This window comes from Algihabitans albus (assembly GCF_003572205.1).
Lineage (GTDB): Bacteria > Pseudomonadota > Alphaproteobacteria > Kiloniellales > DSM-21159 > Algihabitans > Algihabitans albus.
Genome location: NZ_QXNY01000002.1, coordinates 902,612 through 928,642, shown reverse-complemented (window position 1 = coordinate 928,642; position 26,031 = coordinate 902,612). Strand labels below are relative to the sequence as shown.

The 26,031-nt window shown below is 65.2% G+C and carries 22 protein-coding genes; 10 read left to right on the top strand and 12 right to left on the bottom strand.

Annotated features, from left to right (window positions below):
• Positions 1-50 precede the first annotated feature (50 nt).
• Positions 51-2,003, bottom strand: coding sequence for a calcineurin-like phosphoesterase C-terminal domain-containing protein (locus DBZ32_RS05915; protein ID WP_119166142.1), 1,953 nt, complete (start codon positions 2,001-2,003; stop codon positions 51-53).
• Positions 2,004-2,331: 328 nt separating this feature from the next.
• Here DBZ32_RS05915 and DBZ32_RS05910 point away from each other — a divergent pair, with 328 nt between their 5' ends.
• Positions 2,332-3,585, top strand: coding sequence for an MHYT domain-containing protein (locus DBZ32_RS05910; RefSeq protein WP_119166141.1), 1,254 nt, complete (start codon positions 2,332-2,334; stop codon positions 3,583-3,585).
• A gap of 182 nt (positions 3,586-3,767) precedes the next feature.
• Here DBZ32_RS05910 and DBZ32_RS05905 read toward each other — a convergent pair whose 3' ends face one another.
• From DBZ32_RS05905 to DBZ32_RS05865, 9 genes are all read right to left on the bottom strand, one after another.
• Complete coding sequence (locus DBZ32_RS05905) at positions 3,768-4,496, bottom strand: CoxG family protein (protein ID WP_119166140.1); 729 nt, start codon at positions 4,494-4,496, stop codon at positions 3,768-3,770.
• 90 nt (positions 4,497-4,586) lie between these two features.
• On the bottom strand, positions 4,587-5,417 hold the full coding sequence (locus DBZ32_RS05900) for an XdhC family protein (protein ID WP_119166139.1): 831 nt from the start codon (positions 5,415-5,417) through the stop codon (positions 4,587-4,589).
• 25 nt (positions 5,418-5,442) lie between these two features.
• Positions 5,443-6,642: a vWA domain-containing protein gene (locus DBZ32_RS05895; RefSeq protein ID WP_119166138.1), complete on the bottom strand. Its 1,200-nt coding sequence runs from the start codon at positions 6,640-6,642 to the stop codon at positions 5,443-5,445.
• 4 nt (positions 6,643-6,646) lie between these two features.
• Positions 6,647-7,537, bottom strand: coding sequence for an AAA family ATPase (locus DBZ32_RS05890; RefSeq protein ID WP_119166137.1), 891 nt, complete (start codon positions 7,535-7,537; stop codon positions 6,647-6,649).
• Positions 7,538-7,613: 76 nt separating this feature from the next.
• On the bottom strand, positions 7,614-10,031 hold the full coding sequence (locus DBZ32_RS05885) for an aerobic carbon-monoxide dehydrogenase large subunit (protein WP_119166136.1): 2,418 nt from the start codon (positions 10,029-10,031) through the stop codon (positions 7,614-7,616).
• Positions 10,028-10,522 (bottom strand): (2Fe-2S)-binding protein, encoded by a 495-nt coding sequence (locus DBZ32_RS05880; RefSeq protein ID WP_119166135.1) that lies wholly within the window; start codon positions 10,520-10,522, stop codon positions 10,028-10,030. The genes DBZ32_RS05885 and DBZ32_RS05880 overlap by 4 nt, the downstream gene beginning before the upstream one ends.
• A gap of 57 nt (positions 10,523-10,579) precedes the next feature.
• Complete coding sequence (locus DBZ32_RS05875; RefSeq protein ID WP_119166134.1) at positions 10,580-11,443, bottom strand: FAD binding domain-containing protein; 864 nt, start codon at positions 11,441-11,443, stop codon at positions 10,580-10,582.
• Positions 11,444-11,805: 362 nt separating this feature from the next.
• The gene (locus DBZ32_RS05870; protein WP_119166133.1) at positions 11,806-12,618 is read right to left on the bottom strand and encodes a CoA-transferase subunit beta; all 813 of its coding nucleotides are present in this window, start codon (positions 12,616-12,618) and stop codon (positions 11,806-11,808) included.
• Positions 12,615-13,469, bottom strand: coding sequence for a CoA transferase subunit A (locus tag DBZ32_RS05865; protein ID WP_119166132.1), 855 nt, complete (start codon positions 13,467-13,469; stop codon positions 12,615-12,617). The genes DBZ32_RS05870 and DBZ32_RS05865 overlap by 4 nt, the downstream gene beginning before the upstream one ends.
• A 106-nt stretch (positions 13,470-13,575) precedes the next feature.
• Here DBZ32_RS05865 and pcaQ point away from each other — a divergent pair, with 106 nt between their 5' ends.
• Positions 13,576-14,496 carry a pca operon transcription factor PcaQ gene (pcaQ, locus tag DBZ32_RS05860; RefSeq protein WP_119166131.1) on the top strand — a complete coding sequence of 307 codons (921 nt, stop codon included), beginning with the start codon at positions 13,576-13,578 and terminating at the stop codon, positions 14,494-14,496.
• A 20-nt stretch (positions 14,497-14,516) separates the two neighbouring features.
• On the opposite strand, the gene DBZ32_RS05855 is transcribed toward pcaQ, so the two are convergent.
• Positions 14,517-15,671: a muconate cycloisomerase family protein gene (locus DBZ32_RS05855; RefSeq protein ID WP_119166130.1), complete on the bottom strand. Its 1,155-nt coding sequence runs from the start codon at positions 15,669-15,671 to the stop codon at positions 14,517-14,519.
• Between the two features lie 102 nt (positions 15,672-15,773).
• On the opposite strand from DBZ32_RS05855, the gene DBZ32_RS05850 reads away from it, so the two are divergent.
• The 4 genes from DBZ32_RS05850 to DBZ32_RS05835 all read left to right on the top strand — a co-directional run bounded on the left by DBZ32_RS05850 (position 15,774) and on the right by DBZ32_RS05835 (position 20,279).
• Positions 15,774-16,682 (top strand): LysR family transcriptional regulator, encoded by a 909-nt coding sequence (locus DBZ32_RS05850; RefSeq protein ID WP_119166129.1) that lies wholly within the window; start codon positions 15,774-15,776, stop codon positions 16,680-16,682.
• 91 nt (positions 16,683-16,773) lie between these two features.
• On the top strand, positions 16,774-17,547 hold the full coding sequence (locus tag DBZ32_RS05845; RefSeq protein ID WP_119166128.1) for a chlorocatechol 1,2-dioxygenase: 774 nt from the start codon (positions 16,774-16,776) through the stop codon (positions 17,545-17,547).
• Between the two features lie 20 nt (positions 17,548-17,567).
• The gene (locus DBZ32_RS05840) at positions 17,568-18,275 is read left to right on the top strand and encodes a dienelactone hydrolase family protein (RefSeq protein WP_119166127.1); all 708 of its coding nucleotides are present in this window, start codon (positions 17,568-17,570) and stop codon (positions 18,273-18,275) included.
• 144 nt (positions 18,276-18,419) lie between these two features.
• Positions 18,420-20,279, top strand: coding sequence for an FAD-dependent oxidoreductase (locus DBZ32_RS05835; protein ID WP_119166126.1), 1,860 nt, complete (start codon positions 18,420-18,422; stop codon positions 20,277-20,279).
• A gap of 180 nt (positions 20,280-20,459) precedes the next feature.
• On the opposite strand, the gene DBZ32_RS05830 is transcribed toward DBZ32_RS05835, so the two are convergent.
• Complete coding sequence (locus DBZ32_RS05830) at positions 20,460-21,521, bottom strand: maleylacetate reductase (protein WP_119166125.1); 1,062 nt, start codon at positions 21,519-21,521, stop codon at positions 20,460-20,462.
• Positions 21,522-21,967: 446 nt separating this feature from the next.
• Here DBZ32_RS05830 and DBZ32_RS05825 point away from each other — a divergent pair, with 446 nt between their 5' ends.
• The 4 genes from DBZ32_RS05825 to DBZ32_RS05810 all read left to right on the top strand — a co-directional run bounded on the left by DBZ32_RS05825 (position 21,968) and on the right by DBZ32_RS05810 (position 26,027).
• Complete coding sequence (locus tag DBZ32_RS05825; RefSeq protein ID WP_119166124.1) at positions 21,968-23,131, top strand: transporter substrate-binding domain-containing protein; 1,164 nt, start codon at positions 21,968-21,970, stop codon at positions 23,129-23,131.
• On the top strand, positions 23,131-23,799 hold the full coding sequence (locus DBZ32_RS05820) for an ANTAR domain-containing response regulator (protein WP_119166123.1): 669 nt from the start codon (positions 23,131-23,133) through the stop codon (positions 23,797-23,799). The genes DBZ32_RS05825 and DBZ32_RS05820 overlap by 1 nt, the downstream gene beginning before the upstream one ends.
• 18 nt (positions 23,800-23,817) lie before the next feature.
• Positions 23,818-25,068, top strand: a complete 1,251-nt coding sequence (locus tag DBZ32_RS05815) for an urea ABC transporter substrate-binding protein (RefSeq protein ID WP_119166122.1) — start codon at positions 23,818-23,820, stop codon at positions 25,066-25,068.
• A gap of 92 nt (positions 25,069-25,160) precedes the next feature.
• The gene (locus DBZ32_RS05810) at positions 25,161-26,027 is read left to right on the top strand and encodes an ABC transporter permease subunit (RefSeq protein WP_119166121.1); all 867 of its coding nucleotides are present in this window, start codon (positions 25,161-25,163) and stop codon (positions 26,025-26,027) included.
• Positions 26,028-26,031: the final 4 nt, after the last annotated feature.

The window sequence follows — 26,031 nt, the reverse complement described above, 5'->3', positions numbered from 1 at the left end:
GGAGAGGAGTGCCGCTCTCCGATCCCGGACCCGCTTTTTCGCGACGAACCTTACTGGAAGAGATTCGCCTGCCAGTTCATGTTGGGCAGTTCCTCGACGACTTCGAACAGAAGCGTCTCGGAGAAGTTCCGGCCGTAGCGATCCCTCGTTTCGACCTCGAGTCGGTGGACGCCCTCGGGCAGGTCGCTCGGCAGATCCACGCGCCAGAGGTGGCTGGACTTCAGAGTCAGCATCCAGTCCTGGAAAGGGCCGGGACGGTTCGTGTTCCATCTGTAGTCGCGCCAGGTCCGGTAGCCGGCGGTCTCCTCGCCGCCCGCGAGCGAGCGGAAGCTCTGGCGGCCCTGCGTCGACTGCTTTGCGAGCGCGTAGGGGTCGGCGAACTCGGGACCTTCCAGGGCCACTTCACCCTCACCGGCTTGGGTCCGTGTCGCCTCCAGTGCCTCGCCGCCGTTGATCGAGATCGAGACCTCGCTCTCCCGCGAGCCGTTCCAGACGTTGATCGCGACCCAGGTCCCTTCGGCGAGATCGGCCGTCGTCAGCATGTTTCTGTCGCCGAGATCGTTGACGGTCACGGACGGCAGCGCGTCGCCGGGAACGGAGTTGTCTGCGGTGAAGGCGATCAGCCGGGCCGCCCAGTCGCGGAAGCGTGGCGTGTTGAAGGAGGCGTGAAGCTGCTCGCCTTCCGGTCCGTCGAAGGTCCTGAAGGTGTCGACGTAAGTCGCGCCGTCGAACTCGAGCAGGTAATAGCCACGCGGACTGCCGAGACGCTGCGTCGCGTGGGGAACGCCACGGTCGTTCAGATCGCCGGCCCACCAGGAGCCGGAAACGGCGCCGGTCACGATCTGGTGGAAGCGCGCGGGACCGGTCCCCGTATGCGCCTTCCACCCCTCGAAGACCTCGCCCGGCAGGATCTGCTCCGTGGTGTGGGTGTGGCCGGACAGACCCAGCGCCGGGCGGTCGCCGATGATGTCGTAGAGCGCCTGCAGGTTGTCGGTCTGGTGTTTTTGCTCGTCGGCGTCCGTGAAGCTGACGAAGGGGATGTGGGCGCTGACGACGATCAGCTTGTCCTCCGGCACCAGGGCCAGGGTGTTCGCGAGCCAGTCGAGCTGACGGTCGTGGAGCACGCCGTTGTAGGTCGTGTCGGCGGCGGGATCGCAGAAGTCGTGGTCGTCCACGCCGTTGCAGGGATAGCGGACATTGTCGAGGACGACGAAGTGCACCTGTCCAATCTCGAAGGAGTAGTACTCCGGTCCCCACTCCCGCCGGAAGGTGTCGAAGGAGTGCTGGTCGGACGGTGCATCGAAATCGAAATCGTGATTTCCGGGCACGAAGTACTGGGGGACGCCGCCGACCGAAACGATGTCCTTGAAGCGCGGATAAAGCGAGAGATCGTCCCCCATCACGTCGCCGGCGAAGAGCAGGCATTCGGTGGAGGCGTTGTCCCGCGCCGCCAGCATCCGGCCGAGGGTCTCGCGAACGTAGCTGACCTCCGCATTGCTGTAGGGCTGCGTGTCGCCGAAGACCAGGCACTGGAAGGACTCCCCAACGTCGTCCTCGATCAGCGGAAAGTTGACGGCCTGGGGCAGCGGCCCGGTCGGTGCGATCCCGTCGAACCGCAGCTCCGGCGAGCCGGCCGGCTTGTGCAGATAGCTGAACTGCGGCACCAGGTCCTCGTCGAGAGGCGTCGCGTAGCCGGCCGGCTTGGTGATGAAGAGGTTCATGTCGTCGGTGGCCGGCAGGGCATAGCTGCCGTCCTCCGCCGTCGCGACGACCTCGCGTCCGTTCGAGACCAGGACGTTCGCCAGGCCGGCCTCGCCGTCGTCGAGCCGGGAATTCCGGTTGGCGTCGAGGAAGACGCGGCCCCGTGCCGTCGGCTCTCCGTCGGCGACGGCCTCTCCGCGGATCACCTCGACGCTGCCGATGTAATCGATGTCCTTGGCGTCGGCGGCGAGGCTGAAGGCCACCGCCGCCGAAAACCCAACCAGACCGGCGATCCGACTCATTCCGCTGCTCCGTCAATTGCTATGCGTCGAAGGAAATACCATTCGAAATACAAGGATAGCGGGGGAATGTGATGCGGCCATTTCAGCGCCGCGATAGTTTTGCACAAGTGCCATGACATCGTGAGGCTCGTGGAGCGCGCCGTCCAACGCCTTGGATTTGTTGTTTCGTTTAGATTTTGTAGATGCCGGTGAGACTAAGGAGTCGTCACGAGAGACCTTTGCTTCGGCGCGCGTGCGGATGCTGGCGTTGCGCGGAGGAAGACGGAGACACGTCCCGGTAACACCAAGGCTCTTGCGCAAAGCCCTCGTCTGATCTTTAGAATCCGGCATGCTGATCGTTTCCTACGACCCGGTTCTCGTCATCGCTTCGGTGCTGGTCGCCGTGATGGCGGCCTATACCGGCCTGCGGCTGGCCAGCGGGCTCAGTCAACTCGACGCGGTCACACGGAAACAGGAAATCGCGAAGGCCGCGACCGCGCTGGGCGGCGGGATTTGGTCGATGCATTTCATCGGCATGCTCGCCGTGCAGATCCCGGTTCCGATCCGTTACGACGCGCTCGCCACCCTGGGATCGGTGCTGGTCGCGATCCTGGTGACGGGGCTCGGCCTGCTGGTCTTGCACTCGGGTCCCCGGACCCGCCGGCGCATCTGTTTCGCGGGCACTCTGACTGGTCTCGGCATCGTCTCGATGCACTACATCGGCATGTCGGCCATCGGCGGAAACTGCATCGTGGTCTATAAACCGGCCGGCTACGTCATCTCGACCGCGATCGCGATCGCTGCCTCGATCGCGGCGCTCTGGCTGGCCTATAGCCGACGTACCAAGCTTCAGATCGCGCTGGGCTCCGTCCTGCTCGGCATCACCATCGCCTCGATGCACTACTCGGCGATGATCTACACGCGCTTCTTGCCGACGACCGAGATCCTGCTGCTGGAGGAACCGAACCTCTCGTCGGGTATGCTGGCCCTGGTCGTTGCCTTCGCCGCCTTCCTGATTTGCGGCCTGTTCCTGCTCACCGCGATCCCGGCGCGCGCCGTGAATAGCGCGCTGGAGCCCGTGCCCGACCTCGGGACATCTCATCCTCCCCAGTCACCGCAAACCGGACCGCCGATGCCCGCCGTCGATCTTCCTGCCGTCGCGGCGGTGCCGGTCGGTGCCGTCTTCACGCCGGCCGGCGCCGCGGCCGATACGGCTCGAGACATGACAGTGCCGCCGTCGCGCAACGGACAGGTCGAAAAGGATCCTCCGCCATCGCGGCTGCCCTACGAAGTCAATCACGCGACGCGCTTCATCGCGATCGAGGAGATTTACGCGGTGCGGGCCGACGGCCACTACACCAAGCTCTACAACGATCAGGGCGAGGTGCTCTGCCCCTGGCCCATCTCGCGCGTCGAGACCGCGTTGAACGCCGGCGCCTTCATTCGCACCCACCGCAGCTATCTCGTCAATCTGCATCACGTGCGCGGCTTCGAGCGGATTGGCGACAAAGCCTATTGTCTGATTGGCGACGACAGCGATGCGAAGGTTCCGGTGAGCCGCTCGCGGCTGCAGGACGTGCGTCAGGCCCTTGGCCTGAGATAGCCGGGCTTACGTGGTTTGGCCGGTCGGCTCTAGACCAGGTAGTGATCAGTCGGACCCACGTATTGGGTTCGGCGATTCCGTTAAATCCAGTCTCGATTCAAAATGGGAGAGTCTGTTTCTTGTGATCGGCGGAACCGCGAAGCGAGTCCATACGATCACAACAGGCTCCAGCGGCGGGGGCGTCACAGCAGAGCGAAGGCCACCACCACGACCAGTCCGATCCCTCCGACAGCCCACCAGAGCCAGCCGGGCGTACCGCCGCTGGCCGGTGCTGCCGCAGCCTGAGAGGAGGTAGCGGACGGCGAAGGCGGGTTGCCTGGCGCTGCTGCGGCCGCTGGTATTGGCGTCGGCGCGGCCCCTGCCTCGACGGTGGGCGGGGGCGTCACCGCTGCCGTGCCGCCGGCGACTGTGGCCGGGATCGGAGCGGATGTCGCGCCAGCTTCTGCGGGGGCGGATCGGGTAGCCGCCATGTCGCCCTCGACCAGCGCCGCGAACTTGGAGAAGAACTCGGCGGAGAGTTTGTTGGCCGTGCCTTGGACGAGGCGGCTGCCGAGTTGGGCGATCTTGCCGCCGAGGTTGGCATGGACGGCGTATTTCAGCAGCGTGCCGTCCGCCTCTTCCTCCAGCTTCACCTCGGCTTTGCCCGAGGCGAAGCCCGCCGCGCCGCCCTTGCCTTCGCCGGCCAGCGTGTAGCTCTCCGGCGGATTGAGATCGTCGAGCGTGACCGCGCCTCTGAACTTCGCCTTTACGGGCCCGACCTTCAGCGTCACCACCGCGTCGAAGGCGTTGTCCGCGGTCTTCTCCAGATTCTCGCAGCCGGGGATCGCCTGGCGCAGGATGTCGGGATCGTTGAGCGCGGCGAAGACGGTTTCGCGGGATGCCTGGATTTTTCGCTCGCCGGTTAGTTCCATGGGATTTGCTCCGTGCTGCGGGACTGTTCGCGGTCGTGAGGACCTGGACTTTCGGGCGCAGGCCGGTTGCCGCAGACTCTATGTGAGACTCTACGTGAGACTTTGCGTATCGGGCTCGCTGCCGCGCGTAGCGTTGCGGCGCGCAGCCACGATCTCGCCGAGGATCGAGAGGGCGATCTCCTCCGGTTCGATGGCGGCGATGTCGAGCCCGGCCGGGCCGTGCAGGCGCGTCAACTGGGATGGCCCCAGTCCTTTGCCTGACAACTGTTCCTTCAGCTTGTCGATCTTTCGCCGGCTCCCGACCATGCCGACATAGAAGGCCGGCGTCGCCAGGGCGGCGGCCAGAGCCTCTCTGTCGCGCTTGCCCTGGGTTGCGACGACGACGGCGTCGCAGGCGCGCAGGCCCGCTTCGGTCAGGTCGAACCCCTCCAGGTAGCGTGCGGCACCCGGGAGCGACTCATGGTCCGCCGTCAGAGCTGCGACCGTCACCCGGTAGCCCATCGTCCGCGCCAGGCCGATCAGGGTCGCGGCCACCGGCGAGGCGCCGCAGATCACAACCTGCATAGCCTGGCGCATGGGTTCGACGAAAAGGTCGACCGTGCCGCCGGACGGGCAGCTCGAGGCATGCAGTTCGACCCCGTCGGTGTCGAGTTGCTCGACCACTTCCTCCTTCGGCCGCACGCGGATCAGCTGGGGCTTGCCGAGAGTCAGCGCCTCGAGCGCCGTTCGGCGGACGGCCCCTTGCACGCAACCGCCACCGACAAAGCCGTGCAGTTTGCCGTCTCCGGTCACGAGCGCCTTGGCGCCTGCCTTCGCCGAGGTGGCGTTGGCGGTGCGGACGACGGTGACGACGCAGTAGTCGGTGCCGGCGGCGCTCAGGTCTGCGGCCAGCGTCAGGACGTTGCTTGCCGTCTTGCTCATGCGTCCCTCCTCGCGAGTGCGACCCTCACAGTCGGACGAACTGGTCTTCGACCGCCGCCAGAGCCTCCAGCGTATGGGCCGAGGCGAAGCAGTCGAGGTGGGGCAGGGCGGCGGCCATGCCGCGCGCCACCGGCGCATAGTCGCGCCAGCCCAGCAATGGGTTGAGCCAGACCACCCGCCGTGCCTTGCGGCGCAGGCGCTGCAGCTCGCGCGCCAGTTCCGCCGGTTCGCCGGTATCGTAGCCGTCGGACAGGACGATCACGACGGAGCGGCTGCCGAGCGCCGACTTTGCGTAACGGTCGTTGAAGCTGCGCAGGGACCCGCCGATCCGAGTCCCGCCGCCGTAGCCCTGCGTCATCAGCCCCAGCCGCGTCATCGCCCGCAGCGGGTCCTTGTCCCGCATCGCGTCGGTGACGCGGATCAAGCGGGTGTGAAACAGGTAGGCGTCGGCCTCCACCCAGCTACAGACCAGTCCCTTCACGAATTGGAGAAAGAAGCGGCTGTACTGTTGCATGGAGCCGGAGACGTCGAGCAGCACCACGATGCGCATCGGCCGCTCCGGTCGGCGGCGCCAGACCAGTTCGATTGGGTCGCCGCCGTGGGCCAGGTTGCGCCGCGTCGTGCGGCGCAGATCCAGACGTGGGCCGCGGCTGGCCAGACGATAGCGGCGAGACAGGCGGTCGCGCAGGGCCCGTGCCAGCCGGCCGGCCAGCCGCTCGGCCTCGGCGAGTTCTTCCGGATCGACGATGTGGCGCAGGTCGGTCTTGGCCAGGGCCTCCTGACGCGAGGCGGCGAGGCGGGCGGTGTCCTTGTCCGACACGCCCGCGTCGTCGCCGGTCCGGGCCTCGGGGCGACCCGCATCGCCCTCCTCGCTCGAGGGAAGATGGTTCTGCCAGACCTTCGGTCGGCCTTTCCGCGTCACGCCGTGGCCTGCCGCGTTCTGGCGCTGGCGGGTGCGTCCGCGGCGATGCCAGTAAGCCTCGAAAAGGTCGTCGAAGCGCTCCCACTCCTCCTGACGCCCGGCCAGCAGGGTCTTCAGACCAAGCCGCACATCCTGAGGCGCGCAAGCATCGACCTGACCGAGCACGGCAAGGGCGGAAGCGGTCTCGGCGGGTCCGACCGCGAAGTCGTTGAGGCGCAGATGCGCGACGAAGTCCACCATGCGCTGGGCCAGAAACCCGGCTTGCAGACGGCCTGTCGTCTCGCGGGACGTCTCTTTTGCCATGCCGTCACGCCGCCCGGTCGGCCAGTCGGGCCAGGACTTCGGGTGTCACCGCCTTGGCGTCCGCCTCGGTCTTGAGCAGGCAGACGAGACTGGACCGAAGCGCGTCGGGATCGTCGGTCAACGCCGAGACGTTGAGATCGACCAGCGCCGCCACCCAGTCGAGCGTTTCGGCGATCCCGGGCTTCTTCTCCAGATCCTCGCGTCGCAAGCCGGCGATGAAGCGTACCACCTGCGCCGCCAGATCGTCGCCGACGGTGGGGATCCGCGCCTTCAGGATCTGCAGTTCGCGTTTCGGCTCCGGGAACTCCACGAAGGCATAGAGACAGCGGCGGCGCAGGGCATCCGACAAATCGCGCGTGCCGTTGGCGGTCAGGATGACTTGAGGGATCGAGGTTGCGCGAATCGTCCCCAGTTCCGGAACGGAGACCTGAAAATCGGACAGGATCTCCAGCAGATAGGCCTCGAACTCCTCGTCCGCCCGGTCGATCTCGTCGATCAGCAGAACGGGAGGCGTCTCCTGGGAAATCGCCTCGAGCAGCGGGCGCCGCAGCAGGTAGCGCTCGGAGAAGATGCGCTCTTCCGTCTGATCCGCGCTCTCATCCAGCTCGTGCGCCTTGATGGCCAGAAGCTGGCGTTGATAGTTCCACTCGTAGATTGCCGCGTTGGCGTCTAGGCCCTCGTAGCACTGCAGGCGGATCATCCGCGCGTCGAGCATGCGCGCCAGCGCCTTGGCGACCTCCGTCTTGCCGACGCCGGCCTCGCCCTCGAGCAGCAACGGCCGTCCGAGACGCAGCGCCAGATGCAGCGCCATGACCAGAGCCTCGTCGGCAATGTAGCCGACCCCGGTCAGGCGGGCCTGCAGCTCCTCGATGGTGCTGTGATTCGCTTTGCTCATGCCTGTCTGCCACGTCGCGCTCCGCCGCCGGGCGGCGAAGCGGCGCGTCTTGCCGTCGGCCCGGGGCGGAGAGGGCTCATCCGGTGAGCCCCAGGCTCTGGGCCGTCTTCCAGACGCGCCAGTGGTCGTGCGGCATCTGACTGTGGGTCAGTCCAAGATGCGCGAAGGCATCCATCACGGCGTTGGAGAAGGCCGAGACGCCGCCCACGTTGGGGCTCTCCCCGACGCCCTTGGCGCCGATCGGATGGTGCGGGGAGGGGGTAACCGTGTGATCGGTCTCCCACTCCGGTGTTTCCACCGCCGTCGGCAGGAAGAAGTCCATCAGGCTGGCGCCCTTGACGTTGCCCATCTCGTCGTAGGTGATCTCTTGACCCATGGCGATGGCCAGGGCCTCGGTCAGGCCACCATGCACCTGGCCTTCGATGATCATGGGGTTGATGCGCGTGCCGCAGTCGTCCAGGGCGTAGAAGCGCAGCACGTCGGTCACGCCGGTATCGACGTCGATCTCCACGACGCAGACGTAAGCGCCGAAGGGATAGGTCATGTTCGGCGGGTCGTAGTAGGAGACGGCCTCCAGACCCGGCTCGAGCCCGGGAATCGCCTGGTTGTAAGCGGCGAAGGCGAGGTCGCTCATGGTCTTGAAGCGCTCGGGCGTGCCCTTGACCTGGAAGCGGTCGACTTCCCACTCCAGGTCGTCTTCGTGCACCTCCAGCAGGTAGGCGGCGATCATCTGCGCCTTGGCCCGGATCTTTCGGCCCACCATCGCCGCGGCGGCGCCGGCGACCGGCGTGGAGCGTGAGCCGTAGGTGCCCAGACCGTAGGGGGCAGTATCGGTGTCGCCCTCTTCGACGGTGATCTGGTCGGCGGGAATACCGATCTCCGAGGCAAGGATCTGGGCGTAGGTGGTGGCATGGCCCTGACCCTGGCTGATCGTGCCGAGCCGGGCGATGGCGGAGCCCGTCGGGTGAATGCGGATCTCGCAGGAATCGAACATGCCGACCCCCAGGATGTCGCAGTTCTTGACCGGACCGGCCCCTACGATCTCCGTGAAGAAGGCGAGCCCGACGCCCATCAATTTGCGGGTCTCGCCGCGCGCGAAGGCTTCGCGGTTCGCCGCTTGCCGAGCGCGCAGGTCCTTGTAGTCGACGGTCTGCAGCGCCTTCGTGAAGGCTGTGTCGTAGTCGCCGGAATCGTACTCCCAGCCCAGCGCCGATGTATAGGGGAACTGCTCTGCGCGGATGAAGTTCTTCTGCCGGATTTCGGCAGGGTCCATCTCGAGCTTGCGGGCCAGAACGTCGACCATCCGCTCGATGAAGTAGGAGGCCTCGGTCACCCGGAAGGAGCAGCGATAGGCCACGCCGCCCGGCGCTTTATTGGTGTAGACGCCGTCGACCACCACGTGCGCGGTCGGGATGTCGTAAGAGCCGGTGCAGATGTTGAAGAAGCCGGCCGGCCATTTCGTCGGGTCGGCGCAGGCGTCGAAGGCGCCGTGGTCGCCGGTCACGTGGCAGCGCAGGGCGGTGATGCGCCCGTCCTTGGTGGCCGAGATCTCGCCGGCCATGTGGTAGTCGCGTGCGAAGGCCGTGGTGGAGAGATTCTCGATGCGGTCCTCGATCCACTTCACCGGCTTGCCGGTCACGATGGAGGCGACGATCGCGCAGACGTAGCCCGGATAGACACCGACCTTGTTGCCGAAGCCGCCGCCGATGTCGGGCGAGACGATCCGGATATTGTGCTCGGGAATGGTGGAGATCAGCGAGGCGATGGTGCGCACCGCATGGGGCGCCTGGAAGGTGCCCCACATGGTGAGTTTGCCGCTGATCTTGTCCATCGAGGCGACGCAGCCGCAGGTCTCGAGCGGGCAGGGGTGGACGCGCTGATAGACGATCATCTCCTTGGCGGTCACCTCGGCCTCGGCCAGGGCCTTCCCGGTCGCCTCGGCGTCGCCGACTTCCCAGGTGAAGATGTGGTTGTGGTGTTTGCGCGGGCCGTGCGCGCCCTCGGTCTTGTCCTTGATGTCCTCGCGCAGAACCGGAGCGTCGGGCTCCAGCGCCTTGAAGGGGTCGACCACCGGCGGCAGCGCCTCGTAATCGACGTCGACCAGTTCGATCGCATCGGCTGCGACATAGCGGTCGGTGGCGATGACGAAGGCGACCTCCTGATTCTGAAACAACACCTTCTCTTCGGCCAGAACCGCCTGCACATCGCCCGCCAGGGTCGGCATGTAGTGCAGGTTCAGGGGCTTGAGGTCCGCCGCCGTCAGAACCGCGACCACGCCCGGCAGGGCCATGGCGGCCTCGACATCGATCGACTTGATGCGGGCATGACCGTAGGGGGAGCGGACGAAGTCGCCGAACAGCATGTCCGGCAGCTTGATGTCGTCGACGTAGTTGCCCTTGCCCTGGGTAAAGCGGGCATCCTCGACGCGCTTGCGCTTGCAGCCGAGACCTTGAAGCTTCTCGGCGCGTTCCTCGATCGTGGTGGGGGCGTTCATTCGGCGGCCTCCTTCGGCGCTGCGAGTTGCTCGGCGGCGGCACGCACCGCCTTGACGATGTTCTGATAGCCCGTGCAGCGGCAGAGGTTGCCGGAGATGCCGTAGCGGACCTCGGTTTCGCTCGGGTTCGGGTTTTCCTGCAGCAGCCGGTAGGCGCGGGTGATCATGCCCGGCGTGCAGTAGCCGCACTGCAGGCCGTGATGCTCGCGGAAGGCCTCCTGCAAGGCGTGCAGGGTGCCGTCCGCTTCGGCAATGCCCTCGATCGTGGTGATCGAGGTATCGGTCGCCTGAGCGACGAACATCGTGCAGGACTTCACCGATTTGCCGTCGAGATCGACCGTGCAGGCGCCGCAGTGACCGGTGTCGCAGCCGATATGCGCGCCGGTCAGCGCCAGCTCCTCGCGCAGGAAGTGGATCAGGAGCGTCCGGGGTTCGGCCAGCGCTTCCACCTCGCGGCCGTTCACGGTCATCTTCACGTGCATCTTCGCCATGGTGTCCTCGCGTCTTTCGTCGCCGGTCTGGGCGGCGCGGGTCTAAGCAGTGCGGTTTCAGGCCGCCCGCGTTTGGGCCGTCGCGACGGCGCGGCGCACCATCACGGCGGTCAGGTGGCGGCGGAACTCGACCGGGCCGCGGCCGTCCTCGGCCGGGTCCGTGATCGCCGCCGCCGCCTTGGCCGCGCGGTCCACGGTGTCGGCATCCAGGCGCGACCCGGTCAGGATCGCGCCGGCCTCCTCTGCGAGGAGCGGGGTGTCCGCCACGTTCGTCAGCGCCACGGACGCGGAGCTGCAGGTTCCGCCGGACAGGGTCAGGAGCACCGCCGCCGCCGCGGTCGCATAGTCGCCGATCTTGCGCTTCTGTTTCTCGTAGGCCCAACCGTGGCCGGCCGACGGCGCCGTGAAGCGCACGGCGGTCAGGATCTCGCCCTCGTTCAGCGCAGTGAAGTAGGCCGCCTCGTAGAAGTCGCGCGCCTTCACCTCTCGCGTCCCCTCCGGTCCGGCCAGCAGGTAGCTGGCATCGAGCGCCTGCATCAGCGCCGGCATGTCGTTGCCGGGATCTCCGTTGGCGACGTTGCCGCCCAAGGTGCCGCAGTAGCGGATCTGCGGATCGGCGATCTGGGTGGAGGTCTCGCGCAGGATCGGACAGGCCGCCGCCAGGGCTTCAGACTCGATGAGCCTGTGCTGGGTGACCATCGCGCCGATGGTGATGTCGTCGCCCTCGACGGCGATGTCCTTGAGCCCCTCGACCGACTGCAGGTCGATCAGGTGCTCGGGGACTGCGAGGCGCAGCTTCATCATGGGAATCAGACTGTGGCCGCCGGCGATCACGCGGCTCTCCTCGCCCAGCCGGGCGAGCAGATCGACCGTTTCACCGACCGAAGCGGGGCGGTGATACTCGAAGGATCCGGGAATCATGGTGTCTCCTTTTGAGCTGCTGCCGGATGCGGGTTCGGCCGCGATCCGTTCCTCCGTCCGTTTCTCGGTCCGCTGCGGCGGCTCTTCTTGGTTCTTTGTCCGAGTGCGAGCGCTGCTTGGGCTCAGCACCACAACTCATACGGGATGCCGGGGCGGGAGCCGAGCGATGCCGCTCGATCGCCGCGTGAATTGCACGAACTGCCGTATAGCTGCACGAACGCCGGACCGTCGCTCCGGCGCGGTCTGAATCGACCGGACCGGACTGCCGGCCGGTCACTGGATGCAAATTATCTCATAAAAATTAGAAATATCAGACGCTTAAAGGGAAGGATCGCTCTTTGGGCAAGACGGCGAGAGGCGTGTCACGCGGCGGCGTCCTTGCTGCTCTCCTGGGCGGCCTTGGTCCGTGCCTTCAAATCGCGCAGGACCTCAAGCTCTTCGCGCGTCGGCGCCGGGGTTTCCTCGAGGTCCGGAGCATAGGGAATATCCCAACCGACGCTGTCGCTCATCTGATCGCGGGTCACGCCGGGATGCAGCGACGTAACGGTGAAGCGTTTGGTTTCGGGATCCGGCTTCCAGATCGCCAGATCGGTGATCAGAAGGCTGGGGCCGCGCGTCGTCATCCCCAGGCGCTGGCGATGATCGCCGCCTTCGCCGTGGCCGAAGCTGGTGAAGAAGTCGATCGTCTTCACGAAGCCGCGTTTCGATTGCTTCATGGTGATGTAGATCTCGCGGCTGGCCGAGGCGATTTCCGGTGCCCCGCCCCCGCCGGGCAGTCGGACTTTCGGATTGGCGTAGTCGCCGACAACCGTGGTGTTGATGTTGCCGAAGGGGTCGAGTTGCGCGGCGCCGAGAAAGCCGACCGTGATCCAGCCGCCCTGCAGCCAGTAGCGAAACATCTCCGGCACGCTCACGGTGGTCAGGGCGGTATCGCAGAGTTCGCCGTCGCCGATGGATAGCGGCAGGATATCGGGTTTCGTCCCGATCGTGCCGGACTCGTAGATCAGGGTGATGCCGGGGGCATGGGTCAGGCGGGCGACGTTGCAGGCCGCGGAGGGCGCGCCGATGCCGACGAAGCAGACGTCGTCGCTCTTCAAGGGCCGCGCGGCGGCGATGGTCATCATCTCGTCGGCGGTGAAAGCCCCTGGAGCGCAGGTCGTGGCCGTGAAGGTCATGCCGCACTCCGCAAAGCTGCGACCCGGGCTTCGAAAACGGCCGGCGTCGCGTTCAGAACATGCGTCTGCATCCAGTCCTGGAAGGTGGCCCGGTCGGCCGCGATCCGGTCCCATTCCAGATAACTGGCATTGTCGCGCCCGTAGTAGCCGTGCGCGTAGGAGGGATGGGCGCCGCCCGGAACCTCGGCGATGGCCGCGATCGTCCAGTGCGGCAGGATGCAAGCGTTGGGATGGCTGTTCAAATCATCAACGATCTCCTCGACCGTGACGACGGCGCGCTTCGCGGCCAGCACGGCCTCCTTCTGGATCCCGATGATTCCCTCGATCAGCACGTTGCCCCGACGGTCGGCCTTCTGAGCGTGGATGAAGGTGATGTCCGGGCGGATGGCCGGGACGGTGGCCAGCCTTTCGCCGGAATAGGGGCAGACGACCGAGCGGATGTCGGGGTTCACCTCCGCCAGTCCGGCGCCCAGATAGCCGCGCAGGACCGCGAAGGGCAGGTTGGCCGCGCCGGCCTCGTAGGCGTTGGCCATGGCCGCGTGAGAATGTTCGACGATCTCCGGGCGGTTCGGCCAGCCGGTCTCGAGCGCATCGCGCAGGCGGCGCAGCAGTCCGACTCCGGGGTTGCCGGCGTAGGAGAAGACCAGCTTGCGTGCCAAGCCCATCCCGATCATCTGGTCGTAGATCACGTCGGGCGTCATGCGAACCAGCGTCAGATCGCCGGTGCCCTGCCGGACTGCCTCATGGGCGGCTGCATGGGGAATCAGGTGCGTAAAGCCCTCGAAGGCCACGGTGTCGCCCGATTTGAGGTTCTCGCCGACGGCGCTGGCGAGATCGGTGATTTTGGCCATGCGAGTCGCGTCCGGTCCCGGTTGGCGAAAGAGACGATCCCTATGGATAGATGAGAAAACAATCGATAGAAAATGAATTGTTCCGAGTTTTGTATGCGGAAATCTCATGAAACAGCTTCCCGCCGTCAGCCTGCGCCACATCCAGTGTTTCACCGAGGTTGCGCGCTGCGGCTCGGTTCAGGAGGCCGCGCGGCGACTCTCGATCACGCAGCCGGCCGCGAGCCGGAGGCTGAAGGATCTCGAGACGCTGCTCGATGTCGCGCTGTTCGACCGCACACACCGCAGCTTGGCCCTGACCGACGCGGGCCGGGTATTCTTGCGCTATGCCGAGGCGGCGAGCTTGACCCTGCGCAAGGGCGTCGACGCGCTGACGGGGCAGGAGGGGGTAAGCCGGCCTCTTGTCAGTCTGGGGGCATTGCCGACGGCCGCCGGTACTCTGGTCCCCGCCGCCGCCGCGCGGCTGCGGACCGTCGCGCCGCACGTCCTGCTGCGGGTCGAGACCGGAGCAAGCCGCTGGTTGCTCGGCGACCTCCGCGCAGGTCATCTCGATCTGATCGTCGGCCGGATGCCGGAGCCCGAAAGAATGCGCGGGCTCACCTTCACGCATCTCTATTCCGACCGCCTGGGGTTCGTCGTTCGCGCCGAGCACCCGCTCGCCAAAACGGAGGACGCCAGGCTGCCGGATGTTCTCGCCTATCCCGTGATCGTTCCACCCGAGACCGCGGTGATCCGCCGGCCGGTCGAGGCCTTCCTGCTGTCCCATGGTCTTGCCTGGCCCGAGGATCGCATCGAGAGCACGTCGGTCGCTTTCTGCGCCAGTCATCTGGTCGCCAGCGACGCCGTCTGGATCATTTCGCGCGGCGTCGCCCTGCCGCGCGTGCAGCGGGGCGACCTTGCCTTCCTGCCGGTCGATACGGCCGCGACTCTGGGCTCCATCGGGATCACGACACGGGACAAGGCGGAGCTTTCGCCGGAAGCCGGCCTGCTGGTCGATGCGCTCAAGGCGGCGGTCGTCTCCGGCGACTGATCCTACCGGAAGTGCGGGTGTCAGTGCCGCGTGAAGGCTCGGAGCTTATCCTCGTCCAACGTCACCCCGAGGCCCGGCCCCTCGGGCAATTGCAGCGCGCCATCAGCGTAGATCAGCGGCTCGGTGACGATGTCCTCGGCCAAGAGCAAGGGGCCGATGATCTCTCCGCCGAGGGGCAGCCTGTCGAAGGTCGCGGCCAGTTGCATCCCGGCAGCCGTGCCGATCGAACTCTCGAGGAAGGTCCCCATGTAAACCGGGATGCCGGCGGCAGCGGCGATGTCGGCCATGCGCTTCGCGGGCCAAAGGCCGCCCGCCTTCATCGGCTTGATCGAGACCATGTGGGCCGCGTTGCGTTTGACGACCTCGATCATGTCCGCTTCGGACTGTGCGCCCTCGTCGATCATGATCGTCACATTCGAGCGTGCGGTGATCCGTGCCATCCCGTCCAGCAGTGCGCGCTCCACCGGCTGTTCGACCATCTCCACGCCCATCTCCGCCAGAGCGGGTAGGGCACGGAGCGCATCGGCTTCCGTCCAGCTCTCGTTCGGATCGACCCGAAGCCCCGCACGGCCTTTCAGGGTCTCGGCAAGTCTGCCGATCCGGGTGAGATCGGCGGCCATGCCGGTCGCACCCATCTTGACCTTGAAGGCTGCGGCACGGCCAGAGCCGAGCATCTCGTCGATCTCCTCGATGTCCTTCTCCGTGCTGCCGCTCGCCAAGGGCCAGGCGACGGGGCAGGCGCTTCGGCTACGGCCGCCCAGAAGGACGTGCACCGGCAGGTCGTGCAGCTTTCCGATGAGATCGAGAAGAGCGATCTCCAGCCCCGCCTTTGCGAAGGCGTTGTTCCGCACGCTTCGCCCGAGGCGAACGAAGATCGCGGCCACGTCGTGGGGGTCCTCTCCTATCAGGCTGGGAGCGAGATAGGTGTCGATCGTCAGCTTCATGGCCTCGACGCTGTCGCCCGACCACCAGGGGCCACAGGGCACGATCGCCTCCCCGATCCCCTCCAGTCCGTCCCGCGTCCGGATCCTAACGAGAAGCGAGTTCTGGGAGCGTGCGTCCAGCCGGGCGAAGCGCTGCAGCCGACGAAACGGCAGGTCGACGATGGCTGTGTCGACAGTGGCGATACGCGCCGACAAGGGGCGCGCACGCGGCGCATCGATGACTTTCAGCATGTCGGACTCCCTTCTCTGCGGCCTCCGGCTTAGCAAGACCCGGGGCTTGCGGTAAAATACCGTTGCAGGCAACGTGTCATGCCGATGCGGTATGGGGGTTCCATGGAGTTCCGCCAGCTCAGATATTTCGTCGCCGTCGCCGAAGAGGGCAACATCGGTCGCGCAGCGGACAAGCTGCATATCTCGCAGCCGCCGGTCAGCCGACAGATTCAAGCCTTGGAAACCGAACTGGGCGTTCAACTCCTGGTTCGAACGCCCAAGGGCGTGGAGATGACCGAGGCGGGTCGGCTCTTCTTCGAGGATGCGCGCCGCGTGCTGGCCCAAGTCGAACGCGCGGCGGAACGCTCGCGGGCCGCCGACCGGGGCGAGATCGGGCGCCTCGATGTCGCGTTTTTCGGGTCGCCGGTCTATCGAGCCGTGCCGCTGGCGCTCCGGGCGTTTCGGCGAAGTCAGCCGGCGACCGACGTCTCGCTCGTTCGCATGGGCAAGAAGGACCAGATCGCGGCGCTGCGCGAAGGCCGCATCCATGTGGGCTTCGGCCGCTACTACAATCAGTCACCTGGGATCCGGATCGAGAAACTTGCGGAAGAGGATCTCTATGTCGCTGTGCCGCAGGACCTTCCGCTTTCGGTACGGACAGAGGTTTCGCTGGACGAGATCGCCGAACTGCCGCTCGTGCTTTTCCCGTCCGGCGACCGCCCCAGCTTCGCCGACGAGGTGATCGGCGTCTTCCGGCAAGAAGGCATCGATGTCCAGGTCGACAGCATCGCGTCGGACTCGACGGCGGCGCTTGCCCTCATCGCGACGGGAAATCGCTGCGCGATCGTGCCCGAGGCGATTGGCGCGCTGAGATTCCCGACGCTCCGCTTCGTCCGGATTGCGAATTGCCCAATCAAGGCACCGGTGAACTGCGTTTTCTCCGAGGCCGACCGGGCGCCGGTGCTGGTGGAATTTCTCAAGTCCATCAGAGCCCTGTCCTTCGGTTCGAAAGGCAATACCGTTCCCGTATAAGTCGATCTCCGCAAAAGTATTGGAGCGCAAGCGGCACCGCTTCCATCCTGATGACGTCGACCAACGTAAGCGACGCTAAGGGAGGAGAGATATGAGCAACCGGGTAGAAGCCATCACAATGGACATCGTGGAGGCCGTCCGCGACGTTCTGCGTAAGCATGAAGTGACGTTCGGCGAATACCGAGCCGGCGTGGGTCACATGATCAAGACGCAGGAGGCGAAGGAACTTCCCTTGCTGATCGACGTCTTTCTGAACTCGACGATTGTCGAGATTGAAAACCGTAACCGCAAGGGCAGCCATGCGGCGATCCAAGGTCCCTATTTCCGTGAGGGTGCGCCCCACGTCGAAGAGACGCTGGCAATCCGGGACGAAGATAAAGATCAGCCCCGCATGGTACTGCGCGGCAGCGTCACCGACCTGAACGGTCGGCCAGTCGCCGGCGCGGTCATCGACGTGTGGCACTCCACGCCCGAGGGACGTTACTCGGGTGTGCATGGCGACATCCCACTCGAATTTTATCGGGGCAAGATCACCACGGACAAGGACGGCCGGTACGAGGTTCGCTCGATCATGCCTGTCCCCTACCAGATCCCAAACCAAGGTCCGACCGGCGCGCTTCTCGAGACATATATGAACGGCCATTCCTGGCGCCCGGCGCACGTCCACTACTGGGTCCATGCGGAGGGCTACCGCGACCTGATCAGCCAAGCCTATTTCGAGGGCGGCAAGTACATCGAGGACGATTGCTGCAACGGCGGTGGCAAAGAATTCGTCGTGTCGGAGGACTACGAAGATGACTTGCGGGTGATGAAAGTCGACTTCAAGCTCGACCCGGCGGTGGCGGCGGCCCAAGCTGCCGAGTAGTTCCTGCGGAGTAAGTCATCATGTGTCACGGCAAGCCGAGCAGCCGTTTTCCGACGCCGAATGAAGGAGCGCCCTTCGAGGGGGCGCTTCACGGCTTCAGCTTCGGGCAGGAGGGTAGCCCGCGCTTGGCGATCCTGCCGGACATCTACGGCTGTAACCCCTTCTACAAGGGCCTCGCGACGTACTTCGCGGGGCAGGGGTTGCACGTCTATCTGATGAATCCCTTCCACGCCCTGGGTGCCTTGCCCGAGATGACCCGCGAGGCCGCGTTCGAACGGCGCCACAAGCTGCGAGACCGAGCTTACGTGGAGGCCCTCGAAGCCTTTCTCGAGCGTGAGGAGATCGGGGGCGTGCTCGGTTTCTGCCTTGGCGGCTTGTATATTTTCGAGCTGGCGAGACGCGGGTACTCGGGTCGCATGGTTGCCTTCTATCCCTTCCCGCAAGGTTTGCCGAACGACGACCCGCTGCAGGTCCCCTTCGAGTATCTCGATGGCGTCTCGGCGAAGCACAGCGTGCTGATCGGCAACAACGACCCGTCGCTCGGTCCGGAGGTGACGGCAAACCTGTGTGCCGTTGCGGCGAAGAACCCGGCGATCGACCTGCATGTCTTCGAGGGTTCGGGTCATGGGTTTCTCGCGGACCTCGACAGCGATGACGCCGCCAAGCGAGCCAATGCCGAGGCTGCCTTCGCCATTGCGGAGACGGTTCTGGCGCCCGAGTTCACCTGAACGCGGTCACCGCCGCAGCTATCGCCTGAGTCGCCGTTCACGAACCGATCCGCGCCGACCGCCCGGCGCTGGTCGAGGAATGGCCGTGGCCAAAACGCAACGATAAAAAGCATCGCAAGCCAAAGAAACCGAGGGAGGACAGTGATGTCGGAGGAAAGACACAGTGAAACCGAGGTACTGATCGTCGGTACCGGGCCCGCCGGCGCTTCCGCGGCCGCCCTGCTGGCCGGCTACGGCGTCGACACGCTCGTGGTCAACAAATTCGGCTGGACCGCGCGCACGCCTCGCGCCCACATCACCAACCAGCGCACAATGGAGGTCATCCGCGATCTGGGGCTGGAGGACGAGGTCTGGAAGTATGCCGTGCCCAACGACCTGATGGGCGAGAACACCTTCTGCGCTTCGCTCGCGGGTGAGGAGTTCGGCCGGATCCGCACCTGGGGTACCGACGTCCGCCGCAAAGCCGACTACGAGGAGGCTTCGCCGACGTCGATGTGCGATATCCCTCAGAACCTGCTCGAACCGCTTCTGGTCAAACAGGCCGCTCTCCAGGGCGCCATGGTCCGCTTCGATACCGAGTACCTCAGCCACCAGCAGGACGCCGGCGGTGTGACCACACGGCTCCGCGACCGCCTGACAGGCGCGGAGTTCTCCGTCCGCTCAAAGTACCTGATCGGGGCGGATGGTGCGAACAGCCAGGTGCTCCGGGATCTTGGCCTGCCTCTGGAGGGACAGATGGGGCTTTCGGGCTCAATCAATATGGTCTTCGAGGCCGACCTGACGCACTACGTCGCACACCGGCCGAGCGTTCTTTACTGGGTGATTCAGCCAGGCTCCGACATCGGCGGTCTCGGTATCGGGGTCGTCCGCATGGTACGCCCCTGGACCAAGTGGCTGGCGATCTGGGGCTATGACGTCGAGGCTGGTCCGCCGGAGATCGACGAGACCTTCGCCACCAAGATCGTCCACAGGCTGATCGGCGACGACAGCGTCCCGGTAAATATCGAGGCAACCTCGACCTGGACGGTTAACGACATGTATGCGACTCGCCTGCATGAGGGGCGGGTCTTCTGCGCGGGCGATGCGATTCATCGGCATCCGCCGACCAACGGTCTCGGCTCCAACACCTCCATCCAGGACAGCTTCAATCTCGCATGGAAGATCGCGATGGTGCTGCGGGGAGAGGCGGATGAGAGCCTGCTCGATAGTTATACGGCGGAAAGGGCGCCCGTCGCGAAGCAGATCGTTGGGCGCGCCAACAGATCGCTCGGCGACTTTCCGCCGGTGGCCAAGGCACTCGGCCTGATCGGCGCGAAAACGCCTGAGGAGATGTATGCCAATATGGCGGCGCGCCGCGAGTCGACCGATAAAGCCGAACGGCAACGCGCCGCTCTTCGTGCCGCCATCTCGGGCACGGACTATGTGTACAACGCCCACGGCGTCGAAATGAATCAACGGTACGAGAGCGCGGCGATTCTGCCCGATGGCTCGGACCCCGAGACCTTTCGCGACGAAGAACTCTATCACCAAGCCTCGGCCCGTCCTGGAGCGCCGCTTCCGCATGCCTGGGTTTACGGGCCGGGAGGGCACCGGATCTCGACCAAGGACCTTTGCGGCAAGGGCCGCTTTACCTTGTTGACCGGCACGGGCGGCGAGGGGTGGCTGCAGGCGGCGACCGCCGTCAAGGCATCGCTCGGTGTCGAGGTAACGGTTCAAGTAATCGGTCCCGGCCAGCCGTATGAGGACCACTACGGGGAGTTCGCTCGGATCCGGGGCACGCGCGACAGTGGCGCACTGCTGGTTCGCCCGGACTTCCATGTCGCTTGGCGCCAACAAGCGATCACCGCCAGCGCGGTGGACGACCTGGTCGCCGCTCTGTCCCGGCTCCTCGGCCGTTCGGCGGTGGCGCGAAAATCCGCCAGGCGGAAACCGGCTGTGCAGAAAAGGACGGCGCGGAAAGTGGCCGCACGGAAAACGGCTGCCCAGAGACCGGCCGCGGAGTAGCGGCGGCGAAGCGATCCGTTTTCGAGGCAGCGATCCTGCTCTCTCATAAAGTCGGAGGGGGGTTCACACCTCAGGCGGAAGCGAAGCGCTTCCGCCTGAGACCTGAATCGCGCTCTAGATCGCCCCAGATTTTTCCCGGACTTTGCGGGAATCCGAAAGAGACGAGGCCGAAAGGTTGTCTCAAATCTCGGGTCGGTTGCCGGCCCAGGCGGCTTTGAGAAGGCCTGTCAATCCCTCGGCCTCGAGTGGGCGGGGGTTGAAATAGGGAGCTCTCAAGGCGCTGGCGACGGCGCGGTCGATGCCGTCTTCCGGCATGCCGATATCGCGCAGTGCGACCGGCGCTCCCCCGGCTCGCGCGAGGTCGTAAAAGGCTGCTGCGGGAGTCTCGGATCCGGTTGCGCGACGCAAGCGCGTCATCGGCTCCGCGATCTCCGGCGCGTTGTAGGCTAGGGCGTGGGGCAAGACGATCGTATGGGTCTCGGCATGGGGCAGATCGAACGATCCGCCCAGAACGTGGCAGAGTTTGTGGTGAAGCGCCACGCCACCCGACCCCAGACACAAGGCGCAGAGCCACGCTCCATAGAGCGCATCCGACCGTGCTGCAACGCTATGCGGCGCGCTTGCGATACGGGGCAGCGCCGTAAAGAGCTTGGCGATTCCCTCTTCCGCCATCAGGGAAAGAACCGGGTTCGCCTCCTCGGCATAAAGCGCCTCGACGGCGTGAGCGATAGCGTTCAACCCCGAGGTAACCGTCATGGTCGCCGGCAAGGTGAGAGTGTGCTCGACGTCGTAGATGACGGTCTCAGGCAGCACCTTCATGGTCTTCTGAGTCGTCTTCTGACCGCCCTCGGTTTGGCCGATGATCGGCGTCATCTCCGACCCAGCGTAGGATGTCGGCAGGACGACCTGCGGTGCACCGGTTCGGAGTGCGATCGCTTTACCCAACCCAATCGTCGAGCCGCCGCCGATGGCGACCACGCCGTCGGCCCCTGTGCTGCGGTAGAGGTTCAGCGCCGCATCCGTCACCTCGACTGGCGTGTGCATGGCCGCTCCGGAAAAGAGGCCGGCCACCCGCTTGCCCAGTCGCTCAACCAGGTGCCTGCCCTGATCCGCCTGGGGTGGCGTGGTGAGGACAAGGGCCCGTCCGATACCCAGCCGCTCGACCTCCGCAGGAAGCGCGGCGACCGTTCCGGCTCCGAAAATGACGCGCGCCGGCAGGCCGTTATAGATGAAGGCTTCCATCGGCTTCCTGATGTCGTGGCACGGATGCGGACGCGGTCCGCGTCTCGTCCGCGGCCGTGTCCTAGCCTTCCCAGAAACCGGAGATGCTATCCAATATCAATTCGATCCCTCGGTCATGTCGCAAAGGTATGAAGTGGGATGGTCGGCCTCTGCCGCTGTCGTCTCCGCTGTGAACCGGCGAGAGGGAAGGGAGAGGAGTCTGTCCAGCTAAGCGGACGTCTGCCGGTAACTCCTTGGCGTTCATCTAAACCTGGACGTAAGAATCTTGCCGTTGACACGGCTTTGCCGACTTAATAGCGTACTTCGGTGCCGTAGGGCCTGTCGGTCCGGAACTTCAGCGTTGAAGCAGGCACCCGCTAAGACGTCATCGCAGAATACTTCTGGCAATGAGGCCTCGTGCGCCCGCTCCGGTGCGTTGGGGCCTTTTTTCGTATGCGAGTCCGGTCATGGCGCTGGTGCCCCTCGACATTGGTCTGCTCTTCTCAACGACGGGCAGCTATCGCGCCCTCGGCGGTGCCATGCTCGCTGGAGCGAAGCTGGCCGTTGCGGAGATTACGGCCGATCCGGACCTGCCGGTCGAGATCACCTGCCATGTCCGCAATCCCAACGGTTTGCTGTCCCAGTACGTCGGCCAGGCGCAGGAACTCTTGCGAGACAGCGGGCTGACCCATGTGGTCGGCTGCTACACCTCTGCCAGCCGCAAGGAGGTGTTGCCGCTGTTCGAGAAATTCGACGGTCTTCTCTGGTACCCGTCGCACTACGAAGGTTTCGAGACCAGCGACAACGCGATCTATACCGGCGCGGCGCCGAACCAGCATATCGTGCCGCTGACGCGCTACATGCTGCAGAACCACGGTAAGCGCGCCTGGCTGGTCGGCTCCAACTACATCTGGGCGTGGGAGAATCACCGCATCATGCGGGAGGGCCTCCTGCTCTCCGGCGGCGCGATCCTGGGCGAGCGCTATTTTCCGATCGGCGACACCGATATCGATGCTCTCGTCGAGCAGATTCTGGCCAGCCGGCCCGACTTCATCTTCAACAACCTGATCGGCGAGTCCTCCTATGCCTTCTTCCGCCGCTTGCGGGCTCGCGCCGAGGCGCAGGGCCTGAACCAGGCGGAGGACATGCCGGTCATCAGCTGCAGTCTGTCCGAGCCCGAACTGCGTGAAATCGGGCCGGACGCCGCCGGTGGACACCTGTGTTCGAGCGTCTACTTCGAGTCTCTCGAGAGCGCCACGAACAAGGCCTTCGTCGAAGCTTGGCGGCACAGCTATCCGGAGCTTGGCCCGACCTCGGCGGATGCCGAGACGACCTACAACGCGGTACATCTTCTGGCGCGGGCGGCGGCGGCGGCGGGGTCCGCGGAGCTTTCGGTCGTGCGCAGAGTCGTCTCGGAGATCGTCCTGAACGCGCCGCAGGGACGGATTCACGTCGACCCGGAGAATCGTCACTGTCATCTGCGGCCACGCATCGGGCGGTCCACGCCGAAGGGCGAATTCGAGCTGGTTTACGAGGCGCCTGCCCCGGTCAAGCCCGACCCCTACTTGGTTTGGGAGGGGTCCGACGTCGCTCTGTCCCCAAGCGAGACAGGGAGGTTGCGGCTGGTCTGATGAAACGCTCGATCATTCAGAATTTTCGCGGCGCCCGCGCCCTGGTCATCCACGTTCCGGATGAGAACCGGAAGCGGCTGGTCGCAGTCCTGCAGCGCCTCGGACTTCTGGTCGGCGTCCTCGACAGCGCTGAGAGCGATGTCGCACTCCAGGAGACGCTCGACAGCTGTGACATTCTCTTCTTCGAGACGGACCAGGGTGTGGGGCCGATCCTCGACGGCCTGATCCTTCCCGCGGTGCCTTTGGTGGCTGTGATCGGAGTGGAGGCACCCAGCCGGCTCAGTCGCGTCATTCGCGCTCGGGCCGCGGGCTACATCACCAAGCCCATTCGTTCGACCGGAATCTTCACGACTCTGTTTCTCGCATTCAATGAGTTCGCCCAGCGTCAGACGCTGGCGGACGAACGAGGTGAGCTGGAGGAGCGGTTGCGGGCGCGCCGTTTCGTCACCAAGGCGATCCTGAAGGTCATGGCGGCCCAGAATGTCGACGACGACGAGGCGTTTCGCCGTCTGCGGCGCGAGAGCATGAGCCGTCGCGTATCGGTCGAGGCTCTCTGCGAGCAGATTGTTTCGGAGACCACAGTCGAAACGTCCAAAGATCAAGCCGGAGATCCAACCGGGCCGCCAGCGCCGCCGGCCCAACCTGTGCAACGTAAAAACTACAAGTAAGACAGGAGGCAGACCGAGATGACATGTCATTTCCAAAGGAAAGCCAAGGGCGGCGCAGCGATTTTAGGCGGTTCCCTGGCGCTGTCGCTACTCGCCAGCGCGTCGATGGCCGCCGATCCGATCCGCATCGGGGTGCTTGAGGATCAGTCGGGCGAGTTCGCGGCGGCGACGATCCAGAAGGTCCATGGAGCTCAACTCGCGGCAGAGGAGATCAACGAGGCCGGTGGCATCATGGGACGCCCGGTGGAACTGGTCATCTACGACCCGCAGTCCGACAACCGTCGCTATCAGGAACTGATGCGTCGCATGCTCCAGCGCGACAACGTCGACGTCGTTTTCGCAGGTTTCTCCAGCGCCTCGCGCGAGGCGGTCCGCCCGATCGTCAACCAGATGGACGCGCTCTACTTCTACACCAACCAGTACGAGGGGGGTGTCTGCGACGCCAACGTCGTGGCAACGGGCGCGGTGCCGGAACAGCAGTTTTCGACTCTCGTGCCCTGGATGATGGAGACCTACGGAAAACGGGTTTACACCATCGCGGCCGACTACAACTTCGGGCAGATTTCGGCCGAATGGGTTCGGCAGATCGTGGAGGAGAACGGCGGCGAGATGGTCGGAGAGGAGTTCATCCCCCTCGGAGTCTCCCAGTTTTCGCAGACCATCCAGAACATCCAGGCCGCTCAGCCCGATGTGCTGATGACGCTTCTGGTCGGGACGGCCCAAGCCTCCTTCTACGAGCAGGCCGCCGCCGCCGACTTGGGCATTCCCATGGGCAGTTCGGTGAACGTCGCGCAGGGCTATGAGCATCGCCGTTTCGACCCACCGGCGCTCGAGGGCATGCACGTCACCGCCAACTACATCGAGGAGGTCGACACTCCGGCCAGCCGCGATTTCGTGGCACGCTGGCGGGCCATGTTCCCGGATGAGGTCTACATCAATCAGCCGGGTCAGAACTCCTACGTCGGCATCCATCTCTACAAGGCGGCGGTCGAGCGCGCCGGTTCGACCGAGAAAGCGGCCGTGCGCGAGGCCATTCAGAGCGGCGAGGTCTGCGTGGATGCCCCGGAAGGCCAAGTCTGTATCGATCCCAAGAGTCAGCACGCCAGTCACACGATCTATCTGGTCCAGGTCGGTGCCGATCACGAGATCTCGATTCCCAAAGTCTGGGAAGGGATCGAACCCTACTGGCTGGGTGAAGCCGGCTGCGACCTGACGCAGCGGGACCATGACGCCCAGTACACGCCGAGCAGTCCGCCGGCGCAGAACTGAGCGGACCTAACGTCACCTGGCGGGGGCCGGACAGTTGGCCGGCCCTCGTCGCCGCTCGCTCGCCTATCGCCTCGATCTGGGAAGCTCGCTGCATGCTGCAGGAGGTATTCGCGTTTCTCTATCAGTTCGGCGATGCCTTCGCCTTCCTGGTGCTCTCGGCGGCGGGATTGGCGATCATCTTCGGCATGATGGGGATCATCAATCTCGCCCATGGCGAGTTCATCATGTGCGGTGCCTATGTGACCGTCATCATGGCGCGCCTGGGCTTGCCGCTTCCGCTGGCCATCCTCTGCGGAGCTCTGGCTGCCGGGTTGGCCGGCATCCTCGTCGAGCGATTGATCATCCACCGGCTCTATCACCGGCCGCTGGACTCGATCGTCGCGACCTGGGGCATCAGCCTGATCGTCACCCAAACGGTGCTGATTCTGCTCGGCTCCACCATGCCCGGGATCGGCACGCCGCTCGACAGCTTCAGTATCGGGGCCTTCTCCTACTCCGAGTACCGGCTGGTACTGATGGCAGTCGCAGTCCTGCTTCTGATCGCTCTCTACCTGCTGTTCAACGTGACCCGCTTCGGCCTGCTTGCCAGGGCGACAATTCAAAAGCCGCAGATGGCGCAGGCGCTGGGTGTCAGAACCTCTCGGGTTTACAGCCTGACGTTCGGTTTGGGGGCCGCGCTCGCGGGACTGGCGGGCGGCCTCTACGCACCGACCATGACACTCGTCCCGACCATGGGGGTCACCTTTATCGTCGAGAGCTTCGTGACCGTGGTCGTCGGCGGGGCGGATGTCTTTCTCGGCACTGCGCCGGCGGCTGCCGTGCTGGCCTTGATCAAGGCGGTGATGACCGGATGGCAGGGGCAATTGTTCGGCCAGATCGGTCTGCTGGTAACCGTCATCATCGTGATTCGGATCCTGCCGCGGGGTATCTCGGGATGGTTCCTGAAGGAGCGGACATGAGACG